Origin of the sequence: Vibrio sp. ES.051 (assembly GCF_002563795.1) — a bacterium.
Classification (GTDB): domain Bacteria; phylum Pseudomonadota; class Gammaproteobacteria; order Enterobacterales; family Vibrionaceae; genus Vibrio.
Genome location: NZ_PDJL01000006.1, coordinates 502,417 through 525,949, shown reverse-complemented (window position 1 = coordinate 525,949; position 23,533 = coordinate 502,417). Strand labels below are relative to the sequence as shown.

The window sequence follows — 23,533 nt, the reverse complement described above, 5'->3', positions numbered from 1 at the left end:
GATGTAGAACTTCCAATCAAATCCGTTCACCTGATAGGAGAGCGCTATTGAAATTTCTTTCAGTCACCCACACTTACTAGTGGTAATCGAATTGAACTAGGTGAGTTTCTCGTGCTCAAAGAGTGTGAAGTCTCATTTAGGTATAATAAGACTCAAGGACAGAGTGATTCTGGTTGGCCAACATGGCCATCACCGCATAGAGAAAGGGAACGGATTTCCCCAATCCATGTTGTTGGTTACCTGTGCATTGAGTTGGCCTAGCAGATAGGCAATCACAGCGCCAAAACACAAAAGGAATGCTTCATGTCTAATCCACTTCTGACGTTTACGGATTTACCGCCGTTTTCGCAAATTAAACCAGAACACATCAAGCCTGCCGTTGAACAAGCGATTGCTGACTGCCGAGCGAAAATCGATGAGGTTCTAAAAGATAATGCTAATCCAACTTGGGATAGTGTGATTGCGCCAATTGAAGAAGCGGATGACCGCTTAAGCCGCATTTGGTCACCAGTCAGCCACATGAATTCGGTCGTCAACAGCGAAGCGCTGCGTGATGCGTACGAAAGTTGCCTACCAATCTTGTCGGAATACGGCACTTGGGTTGGTCAGCACAAAGGCTTGTATGAAGCTTATAAAGCGATCAAGGCCAGCAATGCATTCGCGACGCTGACTCGCGAGCAACAGAAAACCATTACCGATGCTCTGCGTGATTTTGAGTTGTCAGGGATCGGCCTGCCCGCGGACGAGCAGCACCGCTATGGCGAAATCAGCAAACGCATGTCTGAGTTAAGCTCAACATTCTCTAATAACGTGCTAGATGCCACCATGGGATGGACCAAGCACATTACCGATGAAAAAGATCTCGCGGGTATGCCAGAGTCGGCACTGGCTGCAGCCAAAGCGGCGGCAGAAGCCAAAGAGCTGGATGGCTACCTCATCACGCTCGATATCCCGTCTTACCTACCCGTCATGGTCTACTGTGATAACCAAGAGTTGCGGAAAGAAGTGTACGAAGCGTACGTGACGCGCGCCTCTGATCGTGGCCCAAATGCGGGTCAGTGGGACAACTCAGAAATCATTACCGAGCAACTGAGGCTGCGTCATGAAATTTCCCGCATGTTGGGTTTCAATACCTACAGCGAGAAGTCACTAGTAACCAAAATGGCGGAAACGCCGGATCAGGTGTTGGGCTTCTTGAACGATCTTGCGACTCGCGCCAAACCGCAAGGGGAACGTGAAGTGGAAGCGTTGCGTCAGTTTGCGAAAAGTGAGTTTGGCGTGGAAGAATTGAATGTGTGGGATATCGCTTACTACAGCGAGAAACAAAAGCAGCACTTGTTCCAAATCTCGGATGAAGAACTGCGCCCGTACTTCCCAGAATCAAAAGTTGTCAGCGGTCTGTTTGAAGTCCTAAACCGCGTGTTTGGTATGACCGTTACCGAGCGCGAAGGCGTGGATACCTGGCATGAATCGGTGCGCTTTTTCGATATCTTCGATGCAGAAGGCAAACTGCGTGGCAGCTTCTACCTCGATCTCTATGCTCGCGAACACAAACGTGGCGGCGCATGGATGGATGACTGCCGTGGTCGTCGTGTCACGCTGTCTGGCGAGCTACAAACGCCAGTGGCGTACCTGACTTGTAATTTCAACCGACCGATAGGCGACAAGCCAGCGCTGTTTACCCACGACGAAGTGGTCACCTTGTTCCACGAATTTGGCCACGGTATTCACCACATGCTGACCCAAGTGGATACGGGCGCGGTATCCGGCATCAATGGGGTGCCATGGGACGCGGTGGAACTACCCAGTCAGTTCCTAGAGAACTGGTGTTGGGAAGAAGACGCGCTGGCGTTTATTTCTGGCCATTATGAGACGGGCGAACCACTGCCAAAAGCGATGCTAGATAAGATGCTCGCGGCGAAGAACTTCCAATCGGCAATGGGCATCTTACGTCAGTTGGAATTCGGTCTGTTTGATTTCACCCTGCATACCGAGTACGACCCAGACGTGGGCGCGCGCGTGCTAGAAACGTTGGCAGAAGTGAAAAAGAAAGTCGCGGTGGTTCCAGCCGTTGAGTGGGCGCGTTTTTCTCATGGTTTTAGTCATATCTTTGCCGGTGGTTACAGCGCAGGTTACTACAGCTACTTGTGGGCTGAAGTCTTGTCTTCGGATGCGTATTCACGCTTCGAAGAAGAAGGCATTTTCAACAAAGAAACCGGTCAAAGCTTCCTGAATAACATCCTAGAAATGGGGGGCAGCGAAGAGCCAATGGAGCTGTTTAAGCGCTTCCGTGGTCGTGAGCCACAAATCGACGCACTATTGCGCCATTCCGGTATCGCAGTCTAAGCTCGAGTTCGACATCATCAAGGTCAACCATGCGGTTGGCCTTGTTTTTTGTTGGATAAAAATTTATGGATTCACGTTGCGATTGATTGGGTTTTGCAACGATATCAAGGTCTCTGTCGACTGTACCTCATTAATGGCTTGCAGCTTGTCGATCAACACAAACTGCAGCTCTTCAATCGATTTACACATCAATTTGACGAAGATGTTATACGCGCCCGTGGTGTAGTAAGCCTCAACGACTTCGTCGAGCGCATTGAGTTTTTCTAGCGCAGAATGGTAATCACGCGCTGCGTTGAGGTTGATACCAATAAAGCAGCACACATCGTAACCGAGTTTTTTGGTATTGATGATCACTTCCGTCCCCTCGATGATGTCAGCCGATTTCATCTTCTCAATACGCACATGAATGGTCGCGGGGCTAACATCGAACTGCTTTGCCATTTCAGCGTAAGGCGTTCTCGCGTCAGCCATCAGTGTTTTTAAGATTGCGCGGTCAAGGTCGTCGAGTTTCGGCAGGTTCGCATTCATGCAGTTCGTTCCGTGGGGGATTGGGTCTAAGTTTCATTCTATACTGATTCCGAGCCGCTCGTACAGTTACTGCAAGAAAAGCGGTAGTAAGTTAAACTCAGCGCCAATAACGACGATTTTATTGGAGCCTCCTTTTGCAACTGCAATTGATTTGTGAAGACCTTTCTCAACAATCTCATCTTGATGAACTGGCGGCGCGCTGGCAGCTTTCTCATACTGACGAGAGCAATTTTGCGTTGGTGCTGACTACGGAGCGTGTAGAGCTACGTAAAGTCGATGAACCCAAGTTGGGCGCGATTTTTGTCGATTTGATTGGTGGCGCGGTGGGGCACCGCCGTAAATTCGGTGGTGGCAAAGGGCAAGCGATTGCCAAGGCGGCGGGATTGAATAAAGGGGCAACGCCGACGGTCCTTGATGGCACCGCGGGTCTGGGGCGGGATGCGTTTGTGTTAGCCTCGCTCGGGTGTAAAGTACAGATGGTGGAGCGTCACCCCGTGGTGGCGGCGTTGCTCGATGATGGATTAGCACGCGCAAAGCAAGACCCTGACATCGGCGCTTGGGTAACGGAGAGGCTGTCTTTGATCCACGCGTCCAGTCACGATGCGTTAGAGCAGCTCGCGCAAGATAGCGACTTTGTTCAGCCAGATGTCGTGTATCTCGACCCGATGTACCCACACCCAGAAAACAAAAAGAAATCGGCGTTGGTGAAAAAAGAGATGCGCGTGTTCCAATCGTTGGTGGGGGCGGACTTGGATGCCGATGGTTTACTTGAGCCCGCCATGATATTGGCGACCAAGCGTGTGGTGGTCAAACGTCCAGACTACGCGGGTTGGCTCAATGAGCAAAAACCCACCATGGCGATAGAGACCAAAAAAAATCGTTTTGATGTTTATGTGAAGGCCTCGATGGCGTAAACCTCGTAACTTCCTGACGCCATAATGCTTCTTTGCACCGCGCCCAATTCGGCGCGGTGAGTGTGTTTACTCTTGGTCATATTTAATCGCAGTTTTCTCTTGCCAATTGGGCAGACTGATTGTATATCTAAGTAAGAATCATTATTATTACAATTATTGTGATGCGGTCGATCATTGGGAGGCGGGTATGGCGAAACACTTATGTAAAATGAGTCGCAAACAGATTGTGGCTGATCTCGACGAAATTCATCGTTTGGTGATAGCGCCTAAATTTGTTTGTCGCTCTTGTGCGCGCGCTTCTGCTTCCAAAGACACATTGTGCAAACCAGCCGCCATTCCCTTATCAAAATGCCAAGATAAGTCACTTACCGAGCAACCAGCGAGGGGTTTGGTGACCAAAGCCTTACCAGCTCCAGTACTTTCAGCAATGCCAACACAAAGCGCAGAAAAAGCGGCGATGGTGAAGTGTGTGGTGGAAAGAGTGAAAGAGAAAAAGCAAGCTGAAAAAGTATTGGCGGCTGTGAAAGCAGACGCGCCACGGGTGTTTGATTTAGCGGATAAGAAAGCACTGAAGAAGGCCAAGAAAGCCCTCAAAAAGCATTACAAACAGCAGAAGAAGTTGTTAAAAGTAGCGAAAAAACAACAAAAGTTACTTAAGCATCAGCGCAAGCTTGAAGCGCGCAATGCAAAGCTAGAAGTGTTGTTGCCAACGTCGCCCAAGGCGTTGATGAGCGCAAGTTCGCAAGTGAAAGTACATTAATCTAATCAAAAAACGCTCTCCAAATGATGGAGAACGTTTTTTTATTGTCGGTATGTGTGTTGGAAGCGGTAGCGTTACTTCTTGGCGTAGCTCATCTCAACCCGTTTTTTCACCCAGGTTTCATTCATCCACAGTGATAACATGATGATCGCCCCACCAACGGCTAAACGCATGATGTCAACATCACGGTTCCAAATCACAATGTTTACCACCAAGCCTGCCGGAACCAATGCATTGTTCATGACGGCTAATGCGCCCGCGTTCACCAGTGTGGCGCCTTTGTTCCAAGCGAAATAACCAAAGCCAGAGGCGATTAAACCAAGGTACGTCAGAATCCCCCACTGGGTCGCTGTTGTTGGCAATTTGTCGAGATTGCCCATCAACGCGAAAGCCACGGTGGCGACACAAAGCGCCCCCAAGTAGAAGTAACCGAACACGGTGTGCTGCGGTAAATCGACGGGCTCACTTTCCATGATGTATTTGTAGCCGACCTGACCGATGGCAAAACACAGATTCGCTCCTTGTACGACCAAAAATCCCATCAGAAAGCTTTCATTAATACCTGCAAACTTAATCCATGCGGCGCCCAACACGGCAATCGCCGCCGTAATTAAATACCACGGAGAAAAGCGACCTTTAAGAAGATCGTAAATCAGTGTGACATAAATCGGTGTAAACACGGTGAACAGCAGGACTTCTGGTACAGAAAGGAGTAAGAAAGATTGGTAATAGAAGCAGTACATCAAACCGAGTTGGAAACCGCCAACGGTCATTAACTTCGCGATCAGAGGTTTGCTTACGCCACGGAACTTTAAGAAAGGAAGGAAAATCAAGCTCGCCAACGCGACGCGCATGAATACCGAGAACCAAGAATCCACCTGACCGGCGAGATAAACGCCGATCAAGCTAAATGAGAATGCCCAAAGTAGGGTAACTGCAGATAGATAAGCCATAGATGAGAATCTTTATCAACAACAAATGTATCCGCAGTCTAACCAAGTTTTATCGTTGCGCCAATCAGTCTTTTAGCGGTACGACCAGCATATCGACCGGTGAGCAGTTAATCAGCTGTCGAGTTGAAGACAGGATCTTGCTCCAGAAGTCTTGGTGATGACCACAAACCACTAAGTCGATACTGTGGTCTTGAATGGTATCGCACAGCTCATTACTCAAATCGCCACTGCCGACTAAAGTATGGGCAATGGGATATTGTGCGTATTCAGCAAAATTAGCCAATTGCGTATGCGAAGCTTCCATGGCTTGGTGCTGCGCTTCTGCCATATTAATATCGATAAGCCCAGTGTAGAGCTCGGCGTAGTTCACATCGATGTGAATAAAAGAGACTTTCGCATCCAGAGGTTTAGCCAGTGATACGGCTTTCTTAATCAACACTTTACTGTCGTCTGAAAGGTCGACTGCCACAAGTATGTGTTTGTAACTCATATTGCTATCTCCTTGTAAGGTCATAGTTTTAGAGTAGCACTAACCTTCAAAAAAATTTGCTGAAATGATCTCATATCAGTGCTGTAGGTACAAAGTCTTGTCTCGGTAATCATGTTATAGTGATATCAAACGCATGCACATAAATAGGAGTTAACATGCTGTCTCAAACTATGGTTGAACAATTGAATGAGCAAATTAATCTAGAATTTTTCTCATCCAATCTATACTTACAAATGAGTGCTTGGTGTGAAGACAAAGGTTTTGAAGGTGCAGCTGAATTTTTACGTGCGCACGCCGTAGAAGAGATGGAGCACATGCAACGCCTGTTCACCTACGTAAGTGAAACTGGCTCGATGCCGATTTTAGGTACTATTGATGCTCCAAAACATGACTTTGCTAGCTTAGGTGACGTGTTCCGCGAGACCTTCGAGCATGAGCAAATGATAACGGAAAAAATCAATAAACTGGCGCATGTTGCATTTACTAGCCAAGACTACTCAACGTTTAACTTCCTACAGTGGTACGTGTCTGAACAGCACGAAGAAGAGAAGTTGTTTAAAGGGATTTTAGATAAGATCGAATTGGTAGGTGAAGACGGTAAAGCGTTGTTCTTCATCGACAAAGATCTAGCACAAATGGCGAAAGAAGGTTCATCTTCAATCATGGGTGCCCCAGCTGCATAAACGCGTCGTTGGACGCACTAAGTAGCGGTTAAAGGACGAAGTTGCTCGTCTTTTTCTCTTGGGCATTGTTGAAGATGTAGGGAGGAAAAGATGATCAGTGTAGACACAATCTTATTTACGCTAATGGTAGTCACTGGGGTCAATATGGTCCGGTATCTCACCACTCTTCGTTCTTTAATTTACATCATGCGTGAAGCGCATCCACTGCTGTATCAACAAGTGGACGGCAATGGTTTTTTTACCACCCATGGTAATGTCACCAAACAGGTACGTTTGTTCCACTATATCAAGAGTAAAGAGTACCACCATCACCACGATGAGGTCTTTACTGGGAAGTGCGAGCGGGTGCGTGAGTTATTTGTCCTCTCGACGGCTTTACTCGGTGTGACCTTACTTGCGGCCTTCATTCTATAGCGGGTCTCGTCATTACTTGCTGAGGTAAGCCTCTGAGATGATTAGGGACAACCAGCGCTTAGAGTTTAAGCGCTTTTCCCTTTGGATATTTGTCGGTAGAATGTCGTTCCTAGAAAGCAAGGATGTGCAACACGCACATCCTTTTTTTATTTCGATGCGATACCAATCAGTCTAAGAGCTACCCGATGAGTAAGAAATTTGATGTTGTTGTTATTGGCGCAGGCGCCGCGGGTTTGATGTGTGCTGCCGAAGCGGGCAAACGAGGCCGCAATGTATTGGTGCTCGATCATGCTAAAAAGCCAGGGCGTAAAATCCTTATCTCGGGAGGGGGCCGCTGTAATTTCACTAACTACGATGTGTCAGCTCATCAATACCTATGTCAAAACCCACATTTCGTTAAATCGGCGCTGTCTCAGTATACCAATTGGGATTTTATCGCGATGGTGTGTAAGCATGGTATCGAGTTTGAAGAGCGCGATCATGGGCAGCTGTTCTGTGTGGGCACGTCGAGCGCGAAAGACATCGTCAAGATGTTGTTGGCTGAGTGCGATATGCCTAATATTCAGCAGCGTTACCAGTGTGATGTTCACTCGATTAAGAAAGCCGACAATGGTTTTCAATTGTACGCAGATACCGAATTGGTCGAGTGTGAGTCTTTGGTGATTGCCACTGGTGGCTTGTCGATGCCTAAATTGGGGGCGACGCCATTTGGTTACAAAGTCGCTGAGCAGTTTGGTCTCCGAGTCATTCCTACCACCGCAGGCTTAGTGCCATTTACGCTGCATAAAGAAGACAAAGAAGATTTTGCCGAGTTATCCGGTATTGCAGTGCCAGCGCAAATCACCGCAGAAGATGGCACCATGTTCAAAGAAGCCCTGTTGTTCACACATCGTGGGTTATCTGGCCCAGCCGTTTTACAGATTTCTTCATTCTGGCGAGCGGGACAAAAGGTGACGATTAACCTAGTGCCAAACGATGATGTTGCCGAGTTATTAGAACGCAGCCGTGACAAGCATCCGAATCAATCGCTCAAGAATACGCTAGCTAAAGTGCTACCCAAGCGCTTAGTCGAAGTACTGATAGAGCGTAAAGAGCTGGTTGATAAGCCGCTCAAGCAGTTCAACCACAAAGAGCTGACTGCGATAGTGGAGCGCCTAGAGCAATGGGATATCGCCCCAAATGGGACGGAAGGCTACCGAACAGCGGAAGTGACACTCGGTGGTGTGGATACCGACCACTTATCCTCGAAAACCATGGAGTGCAAAAACATCAAGGGCTTGTACTTCATCGGCGAAGTCATGGACGTCACAGGCTGGTTAGGGGGGTATAACTTCCAGTGGTGCTGGTCGAGCGGCTTTGTTGCGGGTCAGAGAGTGTGAGCAAAGGCGGCACACCCACATAAAAGATAAGATAAAAAAGAGCACTGAGTTAGATTCAGTGCTCTTTTTTTGTCCGCTGAAAGCTACTCGTCTTGATACTTTTCGAGTTTGTTGTAGAGCGTTTTGACGCTGATACCTAACTCCTGAGCGGATTCTGTTTTATTTCCTTGATTCTCTTCCAGCGTGTTGAGAATGGCGGCCTTTTCCAAGGCTTCCAGAGATACTCCCGCCGGGATCACCTCTTCGATGCTGGTGCCCGTTTCAAGTGGTGGAGTATCGAAAATCAAATGCTCATCTCTGATGGTGTCATCGGCCAAAATAAATGCACGCTCGATGGAGTGTTTCAACTCACGTACATTTCCAGGCCAATCATGCGCGGCGATTTTCTGAATCACTGAGTCCAAAATGGTTTTGGTTTGCGCTTCATTGGCATTGCGGTGCGCAATAAAGTGCTTGGCAAGGCCGATAATATCCCCACCTCGGTCTCGTAATGGCGGTACTGTTAATGGGAAGTGCGATAACCGGAAAAACAGATCTTCACGCAAGAAATGCTCTTCGATGGCGACGGTTGGGTCACGGTTGGTTGCTGCAATGATTCGAGTATTGGCGATGTGAGCGGCGTTACTGCCGACCGGACGGTATTCGCCAGTTTCCAGTACGCGTAATAGCTTTACTTGATGCTCGAGGGGCATTTCCGTGATTTCGTCTAAAAAGAGTGTGCCCCCTTCAGCTTGCTTAAACACACCTTGGTGGGCTTTATTCGCCCCAGTAAAGGCCCCTTTTTCATGGCCGAACAGTTCACTATCGACCAACTCGGGGCTAATCGCGCCACAGTTAATTGCAATAAAGGGTTGCTGTTTGAGATCACTTGCTAAGTGGATGGTCTGTGCCACCAATTCTTTACCTGAGCCACTTTCACCGACAATCAGAACGTTGGCGGCTGTTTTGGCGACGCGTCGGATCATGCGGTAGAGCTGGTGCATCGGAGGTGAGGAACCCACTAACAAACCAAATTGGTCTAAATCGCTGGTGGAGACTTTACGCCCTTGAACCTGTTTATGCTGATAGTACTGACTGACTTCGCTGAGGGTGTCAGACAGTATCGCGATGTCGACGGGCTTTCTGTAATGAAAAACTGCCCCTAAGTTCATGAGCTTGTCCAAGTTTTCGTTTGGAGTACCAGAGCTAATGATGATCAAATCCATATCGTAGATATCTTCGATATTGGAAAGGTGTTGGTAATCGGCGTGAGTAAAGTGAGCCACTTCTACAATCGCAACTTCAGGTTTAAGCTGGAGAAAGTCTTCAATCCAATTGTCTGCGGCATCAGTATCATGCAGACGGAATTTGTTCAGTTCCTGGCAAGAGGCAATCGCATCTTTAAGTATCGGGTCTTGTATTCGTAGAAATAGGCTTGGCAGTGACATAGAAATGTCCTCTTCACGATGACAACAATAAATGTACGTGGATTATTCTGGGTATACAAGGCAAGTATTGTCAGTATTGGTTTAACGACTCATGGGGTTTCACCACCTGATTGACCTAAAATATCAGCGCCTCATGTTGATATGATTTATTAGGTGAGGTTTATGTGCCTAGCTGAAATAATATCTTTATCATTCCTATTTTATCGTTAAATAGTTTCGTTACTCCTTAGTTCTTCTGATTCTGGCGGTATATATTCTTCCTCTGCCACTGATTAAAAATTACATGTTTGTTGTGTAAATAATTCATGCTTATGTTTCCTTTTTAGCATAATTTTATTTCATACTTAAATTAGTCCTTTAAAAATAAAAACTTATAAACTTGGCATATGCTTTGCCCCTATTTAAATGCAACGTCAATAAAGGAGAATTACCATGAAAAACATCGCAGCTAAAATTGTACTTACGTCAGTGCTAGCTACTTCATCTACAGCAGTCTTAGCGAGTGATAAATGGGAAAAAGAATCCATGGACGCTTGGCTAGATGGTAAGGCTGAAACGACGCTGCTGCTAAACAGTAACCTTAACTCTTTTGATATCAACACTGATGTTGAAAATCAGGTGGTTACCCTTTCTGGTTCGGTAAACAATGACCTTGAAAAATCGCTTGCTGAAGAGCTTGTAACAGGTCTTGATGGTGTGAAAAAAGTAAATAACGAATTGTTAGTGATGAATGAAGGTAAGAAAGAAACCGATTCAGAGGCATTAGCCACACTGACCGACTCTAAAATCACGACTATAGTTAAAACGCGCCTACTGATGGATACCAATGTAAGTGGTACGGACATTGATGTCACGACGGAACGTAAAACGGTAACGTTGGCAGGTAAGGTTAATTCAGATGCGGAGCATGATCTTGCACTTTCAATTGCAAATAATACCAATGATGTAAATAAGGTGATTGATAAGCTAGAAGTGGTTAAATAATAACGAGCCGAGTGACCTAACCCACTTTTACTAGGAGGTAACACTATGGTTCGTTGGATGTTTATTTTTCTGGCTTTGGCACTGGTTTCGGCACTACTTGGATTTACGAGTAGTGCCGAGGCCGCGCCTCCATCGTGCAAGTGGTGTTTTACCTATTCCTATTGTCATTAATTATCTCAATAGTGATGGTTCTGCTAGGAAGAAAAAACGTAAATAGATAGGAGATTTCATGCGACTTACGTCATTAATTTACCGTATCGCCGCAGTATTTGGTTTGGTGTTCGCACTGGCTGCTTGTAGTGAAGAAGGGCCAATGGAACAAGCAGGCAAGAAGATCGATGAAGCCGCCGAAGAAACTCAAAATGCGATTGAAGATGAGTGTGAAAATATTAAAGAGAACTTGAACGCAGAAGACCAAGATTGTTAGTCGAGTCAGGTCAGCTTTTTGTTCACAGCAATGTCAGAGAAGGGCGGTCAATCACCGCCCTTCCTTTTATCCCAAGTGTTTACAATCAGATGAGGAGTCAAAGATGAAAAACATATTTGATGTACTAAAAGAGAGTCATGAAAAGCAACGCCTTTTACTCGATGCTCTGATGGAAACGTCTGGAGATTCCCCTGCACGCGAAGAGTTTTACCACAATCTTAAGGATGAGCTCGAACAGCATGCCGCCGCAGAAGAGCGTTTTTTCTACGCTCCTTTAATCGAGAGCGATAAAACCATCGATCTAACTCGTCATGGCATCGCAGAGCACCACGAGATTGATAAAGTGATTACGCAGCTTGATGCAACCGACATGAGCTCGCCAGCATGGCTCAACCTAATGAAAACCTTGCGTCACAAAGTATTGCATCACCTTGAAGAAGAAGAGCAGCGTTTCTTCCAGCTTGCTGGGAAGGTGATGACCGATAAGCAGAAAATGAAACTAGCGGATGGCTATGTTGAAGAAACATCCAGTTAGCATGCGTTTTTGTCCTTTTCGTGCCATTTTGGCACGGAAAGGGGCTCAATGAAGGCGTTTCGCCTAAGTTAATTTGCCTAAACTAACAACCAGCGTATTAAAACTTCCCACTAAAAAAGCGTACTCGCTGCAGGCAAGGAGAGCGAATGTTTATCATCAAATATTATATTCTTGGCGCTCTGATCAGTTTATTGGCCGCTATTTATATTCCCCAAATCATAATTAGCCTGCTGTTATTGTGGGTATCTCTTTCTTTAACATTAGTCAGCGTAGCCTACGTTTTCGACATCCCCTCCATTTTTAGAAAAAACCAAGATGGCAAGATTGTCAGATGGATCCGCTGGGCATTTATCCCCTTTTTATTGGGGGCTAGAGCGTATAACGCCTGGGAAAGACGGCGCGACATCGTGCCTCCCATCCAAAAGGTCAGCGATAATTTATACCTATCCCGCCGCTTATTTCAGAGCGATTTAGACTTTCTCGAATCCAATGACATCTCTTGTATTGTCGATGTCACCGCAGAATTTGCTGGGCTTGAAAGTGCGATGACCGACAAGCAATTTCATTACCTTTCGATTCCGGTACTCGACCACAAAGCCCCAACGCTGGAGCGCCTGCGCCATGCGATTAATTGGATTGATACCCAAACCTCGTGCTCGCGTTCTGTGGTTGTGCATTGCGCGTTAGGGCGTGGTCGATCGGTGTTTGTTGTTGCGGCGTATCTACTGAGCAAAGATCCTTCTCTGACGGTTGAATCTGTGATGAAAAAAATTAATGACGTGCGCAGTACCGCGAGATTGAACAAATTGCAGATCAAAACCTTACGAGCGATCAGTGAAAAAGGCGTGCTTGGGCTAGCTCAATCCACCTGGATGGTGGTCAACCCTGTTGCTGGCGGTGGTAAATGGGAGGAAAACGAACAACATCTGATTCGTGAGCTAACCAAAAAATACCGCTTGAGTATCCATCAAACCAGTGAAAGCCTCAGCGCAGAGCAACTCACGCAGCAGGCAAAACAAAGGGGGGCTAAGCAGATCATTGTAGCGGGTGGCGATGGCACAGTGACCGAAGTGGCGAGCCAGTTGGTGGATACAGACATCAAACTCGGTATTGTCCCGCTGGGGACGGCCAATGCGTTGTGTCATGTGCTGTATGGCGTGGGGGCAAAGTTGTCACCAGTAGAAAAAGCGTGTGAGGCATTACTGTCGGGCCGCTGCCAGCGCATCGATACGGCGGAATGTAATCAGCGACTTATCTTGTTAGTGTTAGGCATCGGCTTCGAGCAGAAAATGATTAAGCACGCTCAGCGAGAAGAAAAAAACACCCTTGGCCAACTGGCCTATTTAACCGGTTTTTTCAATGCCGTTGTGGCGAAAGACACGCAAACCTTAAAAGTGGTGATGGATAATACGCCATCTTCTGATCCAAACCACCGCGCCGAGCAAACTTTAGCAATTCATAGCTTCGTTGTAGCGAATATCGCGCCGTTTAGTACGCTTTTGGCACAAGGTGGTGGGGCTCCTCAACCAGACGATGGCAAGTTACATATCACTTACTTAGATAATACCGAATCTTTAGGCGGACGCTTGGTGGCGCTTTCGGAATTGACATTAACCAGCGTTGGAGCGCAGGAAAAGTCGACACGCTTCAAATACACCACTGCTCAACACATGACCATTTGTGCCGATAAACCGATCGAGTATGTGATTGATGGTGAGCTCTACTCAGATAAGCAATTGACTATCCGTATTCGTCCGCAATCATTGAATGTTTTTGTACCGAGTTGATCCGCTAACGAAGTGTAGGGTGAGGTTTAAACAAGCTAGGGTGCTGCGTTGGTGCCGCGGCGATTTGAATGGGGTTGATTGATGTTTATGAGCATTGGATTGGTGAACAAGGTATGTCAACAGTAAACAGAACAAAGAGGGTGAGTGTGGCTGCTCACCCTTGAGGTAACTGCTTTTCAAGCTCGTCGTTTTCAACTTGTAAAGCGGCTAACCAATACGAAACAAGCGCAGTTAGGTTGGCATCATCGATCGCTTTGAGCAACGTTTTCAAATTGTTCAACAGCTGCTTATTCATAAAGTGCATTTCTTTGTAGTTTCCCAGTTCAGCAACACCGTACACGGTGGCATTTTCTGCCATGAACTGATCGCCGTCCTGATCAAAAAACAGTTTAGCCATCTTCTTAATCATGACTTTTTCTATTTTCACGAATCGAGAGGCCGACCGAGCGAGTGCCATGTGAGAATGCTGATTGACGAGGGGCAAACAAGTTTGGCGATGGTGTACCATTTTTACGAGTAGCTCCCTTACCCGATGATTATCCAGTGTCATACTGACCTCTTTAATATGATGACCGCGCTGACCGAGTCAGCTGATTATTTTTACACATGTCTGTCGTGATGGTTCCGCGCTGGCGAATGGCCAACCATCATTGACCATCGCTTGTGCTTGACGTATTGATTCAGGCTGCAATTCAGCGGCTAGCTAATCAGGCTGATGCTGCCGAGTTTTTCTTTACAACTCTTAATGTCGCTACGTACTTTGATTAAAACACTGTGATCGGTTTGTGCTGATTGAGTCGTGATCAGGTTTTCAATTTCTTTCAAGACTTTGCTTTCTACGCCCTCAAGTTGTTCGAGGTACATCGATTCTTTGTCGGTAGACACTTCCTTCATGACGTCGCTATACACTTCACGCGCTTTAATGGTGTACGAGACAGGCGTGTCATCGGCAGACTCATCGGTGCTTACCAGCGCGTAAGGCTTAAGCTCAAGCACGGCCCGCTCACGCACTTGTACAAGGTCGAGTAACACATTACTCAGAGAAGTGTTATTAATGTTGTCGATTGCCTTGTTGTAAATGTCATTACCGCTTTCGATGAGTTCAATGATTGAGGCGATATTTTCATTTTTCATATATCACTCCTTTTTATATGTTGACGATTACTTATGTCTGTACATCTTGACTCAAGCACCAGACCTTTCACCTTAATAAGCATGTTGTATGCCAAGGGAGTTAAACTTCCTTTTAATCAATTTGTTATAAAGGGTTTGTTGGGTGAAACGTAACATGACGGTTAACCACCGAGAAAAAATTACAGGCCTGAAGGGATAGCAGCAGAAATAATTACAAGCTTTCGCAGATGACATGACGGGTTTTAACTCTTATTTCTTTAAAAGCAATGAGTTAAATAGTTGGCATGGTTATAGCTTCTTGTTGTACTTGTAGCATCAAAAGTAGTGAGGGTATAAGAGAACTAAACATCATTTCTCACTCAATGCTCAATGCTCAATTCATCAATGGAGGCTGATTATGGCTACGACAAAACAAAGCGCAGTAAAACCTCAAGAACAATTGGAAGAAGCATATCACTTAGCGGAGCAGGCCACGACGGAAGCGGTAAGCGCAGTGAAGGGTCAAGCTCAGGAGAAACTGGATGTTGGCGCAGAGCAGGTTCAAAAAGCGACGCAGTCCGCCGAGAACGTGATCAAAGAGCGTCCACTACTCAGCATTGGTTGTGCCTTTCTTGCAGGTTGGGCGGTTTCTAAATTGATTAAGTAACCTCAGTTCAACGAAATTAGCTTGTCGTGTATACACAATGAGTAAAGCCACGCCATAGAGGTAAGTGTTTCAATGAGTAACTCCGGACACATCGCTAATGAGCAACCAAGTGAGCAACCAAGCTCGGCCACAGAAAACAGTGGCCAAGCCCCTGATGGGGCTGAAGAGCATGAGGTGCAGCAAACCATTAACGGTTTAAACAGCATCCTCTTACAGCTGGAACAACTGACGAAATCGCTGAGAGCTTGGTCGGGTTCGACTTTGGATCTGTTCTTGTTGGAACTCAAAGTCAACTCCGCGGCCGCTCAGCAGATCTTGCTGTGTGCGGTTGTCTTTACCTTACTGTCGGTACTGTTTGTTTTCAGTTTGTGTCTTGCCTCTGGTGTGGTGGCTTATCAATTGACCACTAACGTGTATGTTGCTGTCGGGGTTTTTATCGCGTCTTTAGGCTTGGCGCTATTTGCTCTGGCTTGGTGGCAGAAACGTTTAGTTGGTTTCCTTGGCTTCAAAAATACGACGGAACAGTTGCAGGAGGGGTGGAATGCGCTCGCTACAAAAGCTCAATCGAGCAATGCAAGTCAAGCGGATGGAAGGTAAGGCATCGCTGGAACAGTGCTGTTTATCGATGGAAATGTTCACCTTCACCACTAAGAAGTTTGTGAGAGAACACCCATGGACGACACTGGGGGTTAGTGCTCTGGTGGCGGTGATCGCCGCGAAAGCAGGGCGTTTGTCTCGTCTCACGTCTTCCATCTCTTCAATGGGATTTTTTGTGAACAGTGTCTCTGATATCACGGCGTCATTATCATACCCAGTTGCGGCGCACGCTGAAAATGAGCGCGCGGGAGTGGGAGGTGCTGAACTAAACGTCGGCCCTGAAACGGCTCCGACAGATGACTAGTCACAATGGCGCCTTTGTCTCACCGAGCTTCGTGATGACCGCGAAGAATTAGTAATTAATTATGAATGCAAAACGGACCCTTCCTACCAATACGGCCATCAGCGTCGCACTGCTTATTTTGTTGCTTGTCCCTGGACTGTACTTTGCTAAGCCAGTTTTGCTGCCGATGATAATCAGCACTTTTATCTCTTTGCTATGCAGTCCTTTGATCAATTATCTTGAAGGTAAAGGCCTGCCTCGGACCATTGTTGTAGTGGCCACCCTGACCTTGTTAGTGGGGACGTCGGTGGGGGGCGTCGCGGCGATGTCCGAACCAGCCAAGCAGTGGTGGTCCGAATTACCCAGTATCGTGAAAAATGTGTCACAAGAAGTGAGCGAAGTGACTCAAGCATCAGCTGATCACCTCAATACTCCGCTGAACATTGCCAGCAACATGAGCATGGATGAAGTCGGGAACAACACGGTATTTTCTTTAGTGAAAACACTCGCGACCACGACGCCGACCATATTGACACAAGCGATGATTGTGCTGTTTATGGTTTACTTTATGCTCAATCACGGACGAAGCTTATTTCGCAAATCGGTGTCGAACTTACATGGATTTTCCAAACAGCGCCAAGCGGTAGCATTGGTCAAAGCGTTGCAAAAAGACTTATCTCGCTACATCGGCACCATTACTTTCGTCAACGCCGGATTGGGTTTGGGTGTTGGGGCGGTCTTTTTTGTGTTGGGGCTGGAAGATCCGTTCTTGTGGGGGGCATTTGCAGGCGTAATGAATTTCGCCCCTTATCTAGGGCCCGTTATTTCGATGGTCAGCTTCGGTTTTGTTGCTTACCTACAGTTGGAATCTGTCAGCTTTATGTTCACCGTCGTGTCTCTTTATTTGCTGCTCAATTTGATTGAGAGCCAGTTTGTGACACCGACGTTATTGGGCAAAAGGTTCAACTTAAACCCGTTGGTCATTTTTATTTGGCTGGTCTTTTGGGGTTGGCTGTGGGGCGGTATGGGGTTGCTCATCGGCATGCCGCTGTTGGTCTGCATTAACATTTTTATTGAGCGATTAGTGCGGTATCACTGATCCCTGCCTCGTGAGGTTTTAGGGATCAGCGCGCACCGCGCCTGTACGTCAGTGAAAGAGCTTGTCCGCCGTTACTGGGCGACTGAACAGGAACCCTTGTCCATAAATGCAGCCGTTATCGGACAGATAGTCGGCTTGTTCTTGGGTTTCGATACCTTCAGCCACGATTTTTAACGAGAGCGTTTTGCCCATTGCGATGATGGCATTCACGATGGCGTTGCTGTCGTTGTGGCTTGGCACATCACTGACAAAGGAACTATCGATTTTCAGCTTATTAATGGGTAAGCCCTTTAAGTAAGACAATGATGAATACCCCGTGCCGAAGTCGTCCAACGAGATTTCAATACCCAAGTCTCGCAGTTGATTCAACGACGTGATGGCGTGTTTCGGGTCGATCAGCAAAAAGCTTTCCGTGATTTCTAAATCTAAGCGTTGAGCTGGAAATCCTGTTTCGTCAAGTATCGTACGGAGTCGATGAATAAAATTGGATTGCTGCAGTTGTAAAGCCGACACATTGACCGCAATCCTGCCAAATTCGATACCACGCTCAAGCCAGGCATTACCCTGCAAGCAAGCCTGTTTTAACACCCATTCGCCAATGCTTTGGATGAGCCCGGTTTTTTCGGCAATCGGAATGAAATCGGAGGGAGAGACAGGTCCAAATTCAGGGTGGTGCCAGCGTAATAAGACTTCGACACCCATCATCACGTTTTGCTCTACATGGTATTGTGGCTGAAACTCCAAATGGAGCTGCTGCTTTTCTATCGCTTGATGTAACGCGGATTGAATGCGTACGTGTGACACCGATTTATCCGTCAAATCCGGCGAATAAAACGCGTAGCCGTTACGACCATTTTTCTTTGCTAAGTACATAGCGGTATCTGCATTTTTCAGCAAGGTTTCGCTGTCTTGCCCATCTCTGGGATACAAAGCGATGCCGACGCTGGTCGAGACGCGCAATGAATCATGATGGACCAAATCGAAAGGCTGCTGGAAGACAGCTAAGATATTGCCTACCGTCTCGAGTAATGCCATGTCACTGCTGGTGCTCGGCAAAATGATCACGAACTCATCACCACCAATGCGCGCCACATGTGCATTCACTTGAAGAATATTTTGTAGCCGGATGGCTAACTTAGACAGCAATTGGTCACCACAGAAATGCCCCATGCTATCGTTGATGTGTTTGAAATGGTCGATATCTAAAAACAGCGTGACAAACTCTTGCCCCATGTCGATGTGCTGCTCAAGTAGGCGGATTAAATGGGGACGATTGGGCAGGTTAGTGAGTGGATCATAAAACGCCATGCGCTGCAGTTTTTCTTCATGGGCTTTACGCACGGAGATATCTTCAAACACACAAATGTAGTTAATCAGCTGGTTTTTGTCGTCCATGACCGCACTAATGGTCGCGAGCTGAGGGTAAATGCTGTCATCTTTCTTACGGTTGATGAACTCTCCCTTCCATTGGCCTTTCGTTTTGAGTTGATGCCATAGTTGTTGGTAGAAGCTGTCGTCATGATGGCCAGAGCGAAGCAGGCTGGGGTTTTTTCCCATGACTTCTTCCGAACTATAACCAGTGATGTGCGTGAATGCTGGGTTGACATCAATGATGTTGGCATTGCGATCGGTGATCACCATGCCTTCTTGTGAGTTGTTGAAAATCCTCGAGGCCAGCGAAAGCTGAGTCTCAACCATTTTTCGGCGAGTAATGTTGCGTGTCATGCCCAAGATGCCGATCACATTACCGGCATGGTCATGGATAGGAGATTTAATGGTTTCCAACCAGGTTGGGCGGGTATGTTCATCACTTTTCCGGCACTCTTCGACGATCTTCTGCGAGCCTGTTGCCATGACCAACTTATCTGCATCAATGAACTTTTCTGCACGCTCTTGGTTAAACAGTGCGAAGTCGTCTGTGCCGATGATCTCATGGTTCGTTTTTTGCCAGGCTTGTTCCACGCTTCGGTTGGTCATCAGGTAGAGACCGTCCACCCCTTTAATCCAAATATGATCGTCGAGGCAGTTAATAAACTCTTGTAACGTTGGCAGTGGCGTTGTTGTCGCGGTTGGATGATGTTTTGGGGCTTGTTGATAATAATGCGAGCTGACATCAAAGCTCACTCGCCCTGCCAGTGCGCTTAGCCACGCTGACACCACCGTAGCCTGAGCGTTTGAGTGGGTCAGGGTGAACACGGCAAACAGTTCGCCATTCGGCAGCCAAACCGGAGCGACGCTGAGAGCTTGCGCTTCAAAGGGCTTACTGATCACTTCAAAGCTGAGTGGGGTAAATTGAGCTGCGATTTGCTCAATCACAGCGACGATGGCGTGATGAGTTTGTTTGGTAGTCGATACCTCAGTCGATCGCCACTGCTGGGAATTGCTCAGAGTGTAAAGTTGCCCCTGAGCTTGAGTGGCATCACAGCATTGTCGCAGGGCATGTTGCCAATCTGCCAGCAAAGGTGAAGGAATAGCGAAGTGAAACATCATTAATAACGTGTCCTGAAGCGACCATGGGTGTATGTATAAGAATCGATCTTAAGCGACGGGGCTATATTGACATCGTATCCAACGCACCGACAATTTGACGCAGCGTAAGTCGCTTTAGATCGTTAAACTGTTAGCTATCTCTCCTTTTTACCCAACTCGTTGCAGTGTATTTCGGCAACAACGCACTAGTGAGAGACGTCAGCCGCGTTGGCTTTTTTGCTCCACCTCACCTGTTGGATAACCAAACCACTGATGATCAGGATGAGACCGATCAAGGTTGAAGGGTGAATCTCTTCGCCGATGATGGTCGCGAGGAGCATGAGCGAAATAAAGGGGGAAGCGAAGATGAGATTACTGATACGAGCCGTATTTTCGGTGGACTTAAGTGCATTTAACCAAAGGACGAAAGTAATGCCCATTTCAAACAGGCCCACATAAGTCACGGCCGCCCAACCCTTGAGCGAGATGGCTTGCCAGCTTGCGCCTTCATAGATACTGAAGCCGATGGCAAGTGGGATGGCGACTAAAAAGCCAAGGAGGACACCGATCACGGGGTCGGCTTTATTTTTGGTATTCAGAATCCAGTACCCAGCCCATAGCAACGTGGAAAGTAGCGCGAGGCCGACGCCGAGTGGGCTTTCAAACTCCATGCCCAGTACATTGCCTTGAGTGGCAATGATAATGACTCCCAAGTAGCTGAAGCCACAGGCAATCCAATCCTTATTGCGGATTTTTTGACCTAAGAAAAACGCCGCCATTAAGGTGAGCGTAATCGCCCAACTGTAGTTAATGGCTTGCGCTTGAGACGCTGGAAGTAAGTCATACGCTTTAAAAAGGATGACGTAATACGCCAAAGGATTAATTAATCCGAGCAGCAAGTAATACCAAGGATTAGAGAGAAACGTAGCCGTTAATTGGCTTAACTTTCCTTGCACACCACAGATGAAGGTCAGCGCCATGGCAGAAACGATACTGGCCACGCCTAGCATCTGAATCGGCGTAAACTCTGCCAGCGTGAGTTTAAATGCGGTTGCAACCGTAGACCAAAGTAATACTGCTGAGAGCCCAAATCCTAGGGCGCGACGCTCGTTCATGATGCCTCTGTGTGATGATGTATCGCTCTGTCGTATTCATATGAGCGTCAGTGAGAAGGTTGAAGGAGAGCCTAGTGTATGCGAGGATTTTTCATTCAACAAACTGGACATTTATCCAGTGTCTAAATACCATTGATACAGATATAAAACACAGGCTAACTCGCGATTATGCAATGGATTCTTGAGCACCAATCTCTCATTCTTTCTTCTCTTTGTGCGGCGACCATCAGCGGCGCGGCAGTAGGTTGGTGGGTGAAACAGCGCTTTATCACCCAAACTCAGCTTCTCGAACAGCAACTCGCTTCAGAAAAACAATTGCATCAACAGCAGCTTGAGCAGGTGAAGCAAAGCCTTGCCAATGCTCAGCAAGAGCTGGATGAACTAGATGACGAGCGAGACAAAGCAGCGTTTGACGTGCGTCAAACGCACGGAAAACTCATGGCCGCCATGGAAAAATTGCGTTACTTCGACGCGGTCAAGCAAGAGCGTCAACAATATTTTGATGAGCTTGGACAAATGCGTGAGCACAAATCTCGTCTAGAAACGCAACTGCGGGAACAACAAGCGCGTCACGAGCAAATCAACCAAGCCAACGCTGAGAAGCTACAAATTCTGGAACACGCCGAATCTCGCTTAAAACAGCAGTTTGAGCATCTCGCCAATCAATTATTTGAAGACAAAACCGCCAAGGTCGATGTGCAAAATCGCCAGAGTTTGGAGGGCTTACTCTCGCCGCTTAGGGAGCAGCTAGAAGGGTTTAAAAAGCATGTGAATGACAGCTTTAGCCAAGAAGCGAAAGAGCGCCACACATTAGTTCACGAACTGAAAAACCTGCAACGCTTGAACGAGCAAATGACGCGTGAAGCGGTGAACTTAACGCAAGCCTTAAAAGGCGACAATAAGCAGCAAGGTAACTGGGGGGAAGTGGTACTTGCCCGTGTGTTGGCTGAATCTGGCTTACGTGAAGGGCATGAATACCAAACTCAGGTCAATTTACAAAATGAAGCGGGTAAGCGCTACCAACCCGACGTGGTTGTTCATCTGCCGCAAAATAAACAAGTGGTCGTGGACTCGAAGATGGCGTTGGTCGCCTACGAGCGCTATTTTAATGCGGAAACCGATGTCGAACGTGACCAAGCCTTGAACGCCCACCTTGCCGCTCTGCGCGCGCACATCAAAGGCTTAAGCATGAAGGACTACCACAAACTCAAAGGCATTCAGAGCTTGGATTATGTGCTGATGTTTATTCCGGTCGAGCCAGCATTCCAAGTCGCAATTCAAGCTGATCCGAGTTTGGTCAAAGATGCGATGGAACAGAACATTATTTTGGTTAGCCCAACCACGTTGCTGGTGGCGCTGCGTACCATCGACAACCTTTGGCGTAATGAACGCCAGAATGAAAACGCCAAAATAATTGCGCAGCGCGCGACCAAACTGTACGACAAGCTGCGCTTGTTTATCGATGATATGGAAGGGCTAGGTGGGGCGTTAGACAAAGCCAACCAAAGCTATCAAGGCGCAATGAATAAGCTCGCGACGGGGCGCGGAAATGTGATTCGTCAAGCTGAAAGCTTTAAGCACCTTGGGGTAGAAATTAAACGTCCAATTTCTTCCGATCTCACACAGCTGGCGCAACGTGATGCATTTTCAGAAAATGACCCGTTAGTAGAAAGACATCCGGCTGAGGATAAAGTAAACTAATCGCCCGCAGTGCAGTGGGCGATTATATTTGTCAGCAAACGCCCGTAGTGAGAAAGTGCTGCCTAAGAGGAATTAGAATGACGGACACAAGCTTGCAATCCAATCCAGCGTTAGAGAATGAAACCACCCACTTTGGTTTCTCCACCGTGGCGAAAAACGAAAAAGTGACCAAAGTTGCTGAAGTTTTCCATTCAGTAGCAGCGAAATACGACATCATGAATGACCTGATGTCGGGTGGTATTCACCGCCTTTGGAAGCGCTTTACCATCGATTGTAGTGGCGCTCGCCCAGGACAGCGTATTCTTGACCTTGGTGGCGGTACCGGTGACTTAACCGCGAAGTTCTCGCGCATTGTTGGCGATGAAGGTCATGTCATCTTGGCCGATATTAATAACTCAATGCTTAACGTTGGGCGCGACAAGCTACGCGACAACGGCATTGTCGGTAACGTGCATTATGTTCAAGCCAATGCGGAAGAACTGCCGTTCCCAGATGATTATTTTGATGTGATCACCATCAGTTTCTGTCTGCGTAATGTGACCGACAAAGACAAAGCGCTTCGCTCAATGTTCCGCGTACTTAAGCCCGGTGGACGCCTATTGGTGCTGGAGTTCTCAAAACCCATGCTGGATCCGTTATCGAAAGTGTACGACGCGTACTCATTCCACCTCTTACCGAAAATAGGTGAGTTAGTGGCGAATGATTCAGAGAGCTACCGCTATCTAGCAGAGTCAATCCGCATGCATCCAGACCAAGAAACACTGGAAGGGATGATGGTTGATGCGGGGTTCGAAAACACCAAATACTACAACCTAACCGGTGGTATTGTGGCGTTGCATCGCGGTTATAAATTCTAAGGGTA

At 47.2% G+C, this 23,533-nt stretch carries 24 protein-coding genes; 16 read left to right on the top strand and 8 right to left on the bottom strand.

The window, feature by feature from the left end:
- Positions 1–303 precede the first annotated feature (303 nt).
- On the top strand, positions 304–2,346 hold the full coding sequence (gene prlC / locus ATG66_RS19585; RefSeq protein WP_098416898.1) for an oligopeptidase A: 2,043 nt from the start codon (positions 304–306) through the stop codon (positions 2,344–2,346).
- A gap of 63 nt (positions 2,347–2,409) precedes the next feature.
- Here prlC and asnC read toward each other — a convergent pair whose 3' ends face one another.
- Positions 2,410–2,874, bottom strand: a complete 465-nt coding sequence (asnC, locus tag ATG66_RS19580) for a transcriptional regulator AsnC (protein ID WP_098416896.1) — start codon at positions 2,872–2,874, stop codon at positions 2,410–2,412.
- 134 nt (positions 2,875–3,008) lie between these two features.
- On the opposite strand from asnC, the gene ATG66_RS19575 reads away from it, so the two are divergent.
- Together ATG66_RS19575 and ATG66_RS19570 are read left to right on the top strand one after the other, a co-directional pair.
- Positions 3,009–3,788, top strand: coding sequence for a class I SAM-dependent methyltransferase (locus ATG66_RS19575; RefSeq protein WP_098416894.1), 780 nt, complete (start codon positions 3,009–3,011; stop codon positions 3,786–3,788).
- Between the two features lie 187 nt (positions 3,789–3,975).
- Complete coding sequence (locus tag ATG66_RS19570; RefSeq protein ID WP_098416893.1) at positions 3,976–4,548, top strand: hypothetical protein; 573 nt, start codon at positions 3,976–3,978, stop codon at positions 4,546–4,548.
- Positions 4,549–4,622: 74 nt separating this feature from the next.
- On the opposite strand, the gene ATG66_RS19565 is transcribed toward ATG66_RS19570, so the two are convergent.
- Positions 4,623–5,501 (bottom strand): carboxylate/amino acid/amine transporter, encoded by an 879-nt coding sequence (locus tag ATG66_RS19565; RefSeq protein WP_098416891.1) that lies wholly within the window; start codon positions 5,499–5,501, stop codon positions 4,623–4,625.
- Between the two features lie 64 nt (positions 5,502–5,565).
- Positions 5,566–5,991 (bottom strand): universal stress protein UspA, encoded by a 426-nt coding sequence (gene uspA, locus ATG66_RS19560; RefSeq protein WP_098416889.1) that lies wholly within the window; start codon positions 5,989–5,991, stop codon positions 5,566–5,568.
- A 155-nt stretch (positions 5,992–6,146) separates the two neighbouring features.
- On the opposite strand from uspA, the gene ftnA reads away from it, so the two are divergent.
- The 3 genes from ftnA (at position 6,147) to ATG66_RS19545 (ending at position 8,467) form a co-directional block, all read left to right on the top strand.
- Entirely contained in the window at positions 6,147–6,674 is a 528-nt protein-coding gene (ftnA, locus tag ATG66_RS19555; protein WP_098416888.1) for a non-heme ferritin, read from the top strand.
- 90 nt (positions 6,675–6,764) lie between these two features.
- Positions 6,765–7,088, top strand: a complete 324-nt coding sequence (gene uspB / locus ATG66_RS19550; protein WP_098416886.1) for a universal stress protein UspB — start codon at positions 6,765–6,767, stop codon at positions 7,086–7,088.
- 185 nt (positions 7,089–7,273) lie between these two features.
- A complete protein-coding gene (locus tag ATG66_RS19545; protein ID WP_098416884.1) occupies positions 7,274–8,467 on the top strand; it encodes an NAD(P)/FAD-dependent oxidoreductase in 1,194 nt (397 codons plus the stop codon).
- Between the two features lie 83 nt (positions 8,468–8,550).
- Here ATG66_RS19545 and ATG66_RS19540 read toward each other — a convergent pair whose 3' ends face one another.
- Positions 8,551–9,894 carry a sigma-54 interaction domain-containing protein gene (locus ATG66_RS19540; RefSeq protein WP_098416882.1) on the bottom strand — a complete coding sequence of 448 codons (1,344 nt, stop codon included), beginning with the start codon at positions 9,892–9,894 and terminating at the stop codon, positions 8,551–8,553.
- A gap of 432 nt (positions 9,895–10,326) precedes the next feature.
- Between ATG66_RS19540 and ATG66_RS19535 the strand changes: the two genes are divergently transcribed.
- From ATG66_RS19535 to ATG66_RS19515, 4 genes are all read left to right on the top strand, one after another.
- On the top strand, positions 10,327–10,878 hold the full coding sequence (locus ATG66_RS19535; RefSeq protein WP_098416880.1) for a BON domain-containing protein: 552 nt from the start codon (positions 10,327–10,329) through the stop codon (positions 10,876–10,878).
- Positions 10,879–11,107: 229 nt separating this feature from the next.
- A complete protein-coding gene (locus ATG66_RS19525) occupies positions 11,108–11,305 on the top strand; it encodes a hypothetical protein (protein ID WP_048624594.1) in 198 nt (65 codons plus the stop codon).
- Between the two features lie 103 nt (positions 11,306–11,408).
- Complete coding sequence (locus ATG66_RS19520) at positions 11,409–11,840, top strand: hemerythrin domain-containing protein (protein ID WP_098416878.1); 432 nt, start codon at positions 11,409–11,411, stop codon at positions 11,838–11,840.
- A gap of 146 nt (positions 11,841–11,986) precedes the next feature.
- Positions 11,987–13,627, top strand: a complete 1,641-nt coding sequence (locus ATG66_RS19515) for a diacylglycerol kinase family protein (protein WP_098416876.1) — start codon at positions 11,987–11,989, stop codon at positions 13,625–13,627.
- A gap of 154 nt (positions 13,628–13,781) precedes the next feature.
- On the opposite strand, the gene ATG66_RS21130 is transcribed toward ATG66_RS19515, so the two are convergent.
- Positions 13,782–14,036 carry a hypothetical protein gene (locus tag ATG66_RS21130; RefSeq protein WP_257145776.1) on the bottom strand — a complete coding sequence of 85 codons (255 nt, stop codon included), beginning with the start codon at positions 14,034–14,036 and terminating at the stop codon, positions 13,782–13,784.
- Positions 14,037–14,326: 290 nt separating this feature from the next.
- Entirely contained in the window at positions 14,327–14,761 is a 435-nt protein-coding gene (locus ATG66_RS19505; protein WP_098416872.1) for a DUF2383 domain-containing protein, read from the bottom strand.
- Positions 14,762–15,158: 397 nt separating this feature from the next.
- On the opposite strand from ATG66_RS19505, the gene ATG66_RS19500 reads away from it, so the two are divergent.
- The 4 genes from ATG66_RS19500 (at position 15,159) to ATG66_RS19485 (ending at position 17,386) form a co-directional block, all read left to right on the top strand.
- Complete coding sequence (locus tag ATG66_RS19500) at positions 15,159–15,407, top strand: hypothetical protein (protein WP_098416870.1); 249 nt, start codon at positions 15,159–15,161, stop codon at positions 15,405–15,407.
- A 72-nt stretch (positions 15,408–15,479) separates the two neighbouring features.
- Positions 15,480–16,004: a phage holin family protein gene (locus tag ATG66_RS19495; RefSeq protein ID WP_098416868.1), complete on the top strand. Its 525-nt coding sequence runs from the start codon at positions 15,480–15,482 to the stop codon at positions 16,002–16,004.
- Positions 15,949–16,308, top strand: coding sequence for a DUF883 C-terminal domain-containing protein (locus ATG66_RS19490; protein WP_257145775.1), 360 nt, complete (start codon positions 15,949–15,951; stop codon positions 16,306–16,308). Before ATG66_RS19495 ends, ATG66_RS19490 begins: the two co-directional genes overlap by 56 nt.
- A 61-nt stretch (positions 16,309–16,369) precedes the next feature.
- A complete protein-coding gene (locus ATG66_RS19485) occupies positions 16,370–17,386 on the top strand; it encodes an AI-2E family transporter (protein ID WP_098416864.1) in 1,017 nt (338 codons plus the stop codon).
- 48 nt (positions 17,387–17,434) lie between these two features.
- Here ATG66_RS19485 and ATG66_RS19480 read toward each other — a convergent pair whose 3' ends face one another.
- Together ATG66_RS19480 and ATG66_RS19475 are read right to left on the bottom strand one after the other, a co-directional pair.
- A complete protein-coding gene (locus ATG66_RS19480; protein ID WP_098417129.1) occupies positions 17,435–19,873 on the bottom strand; it encodes an EAL domain-containing protein in 2,439 nt (812 codons plus the stop codon).
- A gap of 188 nt (positions 19,874–20,061) precedes the next feature.
- On the bottom strand, positions 20,062–20,970 hold the full coding sequence (locus ATG66_RS19475; RefSeq protein ID WP_098416863.1) for a DMT family transporter: 909 nt from the start codon (positions 20,968–20,970) through the stop codon (positions 20,062–20,064).
- A gap of 168 nt (positions 20,971–21,138) precedes the next feature.
- Between ATG66_RS19475 and rmuC the strand changes: the two genes are divergently transcribed.
- Both rmuC and ubiE read left to right on the top strand, forming a co-directional pair.
- Complete coding sequence (gene rmuC / locus ATG66_RS19470; RefSeq protein ID WP_098416861.1) at positions 21,139–22,671, top strand: DNA recombination protein RmuC; 1,533 nt, start codon at positions 21,139–21,141, stop codon at positions 22,669–22,671.
- Between the two features lie 77 nt (positions 22,672–22,748).
- Complete coding sequence (gene ubiE, locus ATG66_RS19465) at positions 22,749–23,528, top strand: bifunctional demethylmenaquinone methyltransferase/2-methoxy-6-polyprenyl-1,4-benzoquinol methylase UbiE (protein WP_098416859.1); 780 nt, start codon at positions 22,749–22,751, stop codon at positions 23,526–23,528.
- The last annotated feature ends 5 nt before the right edge of the window (positions 23,529–23,533 follow it).

What these genes read in the sequence shown, in the direction of transcription:
- prlC (WP_098416898.1), top strand. Translation starts at nt 304, where the DNA reads ATGTCTAATCCACTTCTGACGTTTACGGATTTACCGCCGTTTTCGCAA.
- asnC (WP_098416896.1), bottom strand. Translation starts at nt 2,874, where the DNA reads ATGAATGCGAACCTGCCGAAACTCGACGACCTTGACCGCGCAATCTTA.
- ATG66_RS19570 (WP_098416893.1), top strand. Translation starts at nt 3,976, where the DNA reads ATGGCGAAACACTTATGTAAAATGAGTCGCAAACAGATTGTGGCTGAT.
- ATG66_RS19565 (WP_098416891.1), bottom strand. Translation starts at nt 5,501, where the DNA reads ATGGCTTATCTATCTGCAGTTACCCTACTTTGGGCATTCTCATTTAGC.
- uspA (WP_098416889.1), bottom strand. Translation starts at nt 5,991, where the DNA reads ATGAGTTACAAACACATACTTGTGGCAGTCGACCTTTCAGACGACAGT.
- ftnA (WP_098416888.1), top strand. Translation starts at nt 6,147, where the DNA reads ATGCTGTCTCAAACTATGGTTGAACAATTGAATGAGCAAATTAATCTA.
- uspB (WP_098416886.1), top strand. Translation starts at nt 6,765, where the DNA reads ATGATCAGTGTAGACACAATCTTATTTACGCTAATGGTAGTCACTGGG.
- ATG66_RS19545 (WP_098416884.1), top strand. Translation starts at nt 7,274, where the DNA reads ATGAGTAAGAAATTTGATGTTGTTGTTATTGGCGCAGGCGCCGCGGGT.
- ATG66_RS19540 (WP_098416882.1), bottom strand. Translation starts at nt 9,894, where the DNA reads ATGTCACTGCCAAGCCTATTTCTACGAATACAAGACCCGATACTTAAA.
- ATG66_RS19535 (WP_098416880.1), top strand. Translation starts at nt 10,327, where the DNA reads ATGAAAAACATCGCAGCTAAAATTGTACTTACGTCAGTGCTAGCTACT.
- ATG66_RS19525 (WP_048624594.1), top strand. Translation starts at nt 11,108, where the DNA reads ATGCGACTTACGTCATTAATTTACCGTATCGCCGCAGTATTTGGTTTG.
- ATG66_RS19520 (WP_098416878.1), top strand. Translation starts at nt 11,409, where the DNA reads ATGAAAAACATATTTGATGTACTAAAAGAGAGTCATGAAAAGCAACGC.
- ATG66_RS19515 (WP_098416876.1), top strand. Translation starts at nt 11,987, where the DNA reads ATGTTTATCATCAAATATTATATTCTTGGCGCTCTGATCAGTTTATTG.
- ATG66_RS21130 (WP_257145776.1), bottom strand. Translation starts at nt 14,036, where the DNA reads ATGATTAAGAAGATGGCTAAACTGTTTTTTGATCAGGACGGCGATCAG.
- ATG66_RS19505 (WP_098416872.1), bottom strand. Translation starts at nt 14,761, where the DNA reads ATGAAAAATGAAAATATCGCCTCAATCATTGAACTCATCGAAAGCGGT.
- ATG66_RS19500 (WP_098416870.1), top strand. Translation starts at nt 15,159, where the DNA reads ATGGCTACGACAAAACAAAGCGCAGTAAAACCTCAAGAACAATTGGAA.
- ATG66_RS19495 (WP_098416868.1), top strand. Translation starts at nt 15,480, where the DNA reads ATGAGTAACTCCGGACACATCGCTAATGAGCAACCAAGTGAGCAACCA.
- ATG66_RS19490 (WP_257145775.1), top strand. Translation starts at nt 15,949, where the DNA reads ATGCGCTCGCTACAAAAGCTCAATCGAGCAATGCAAGTCAAGCGGATG.
- ATG66_RS19485 (WP_098416864.1), top strand. Translation starts at nt 16,370, where the DNA reads ATGAATGCAAAACGGACCCTTCCTACCAATACGGCCATCAGCGTCGCA.
- ATG66_RS19480 (WP_098417129.1), bottom strand. Translation starts at nt 19,873, where the DNA reads ATGTTTCACTTCGCTATTCCTTCACCTTTGCTGGCAGATTGGCAACAT.
- ATG66_RS19475 (WP_098416863.1), bottom strand. Translation starts at nt 20,970, where the DNA reads ATGAACGAGCGTCGCGCCCTAGGATTTGGGCTCTCAGCAGTATTACTT.
- rmuC (WP_098416861.1), top strand. Translation starts at nt 21,139, where the DNA reads ATGCAATGGATTCTTGAGCACCAATCTCTCATTCTTTCTTCTCTTTGT.
- ubiE (WP_098416859.1), top strand. Translation starts at nt 22,749, where the DNA reads ATGACGGACACAAGCTTGCAATCCAATCCAGCGTTAGAGAATGAAACC.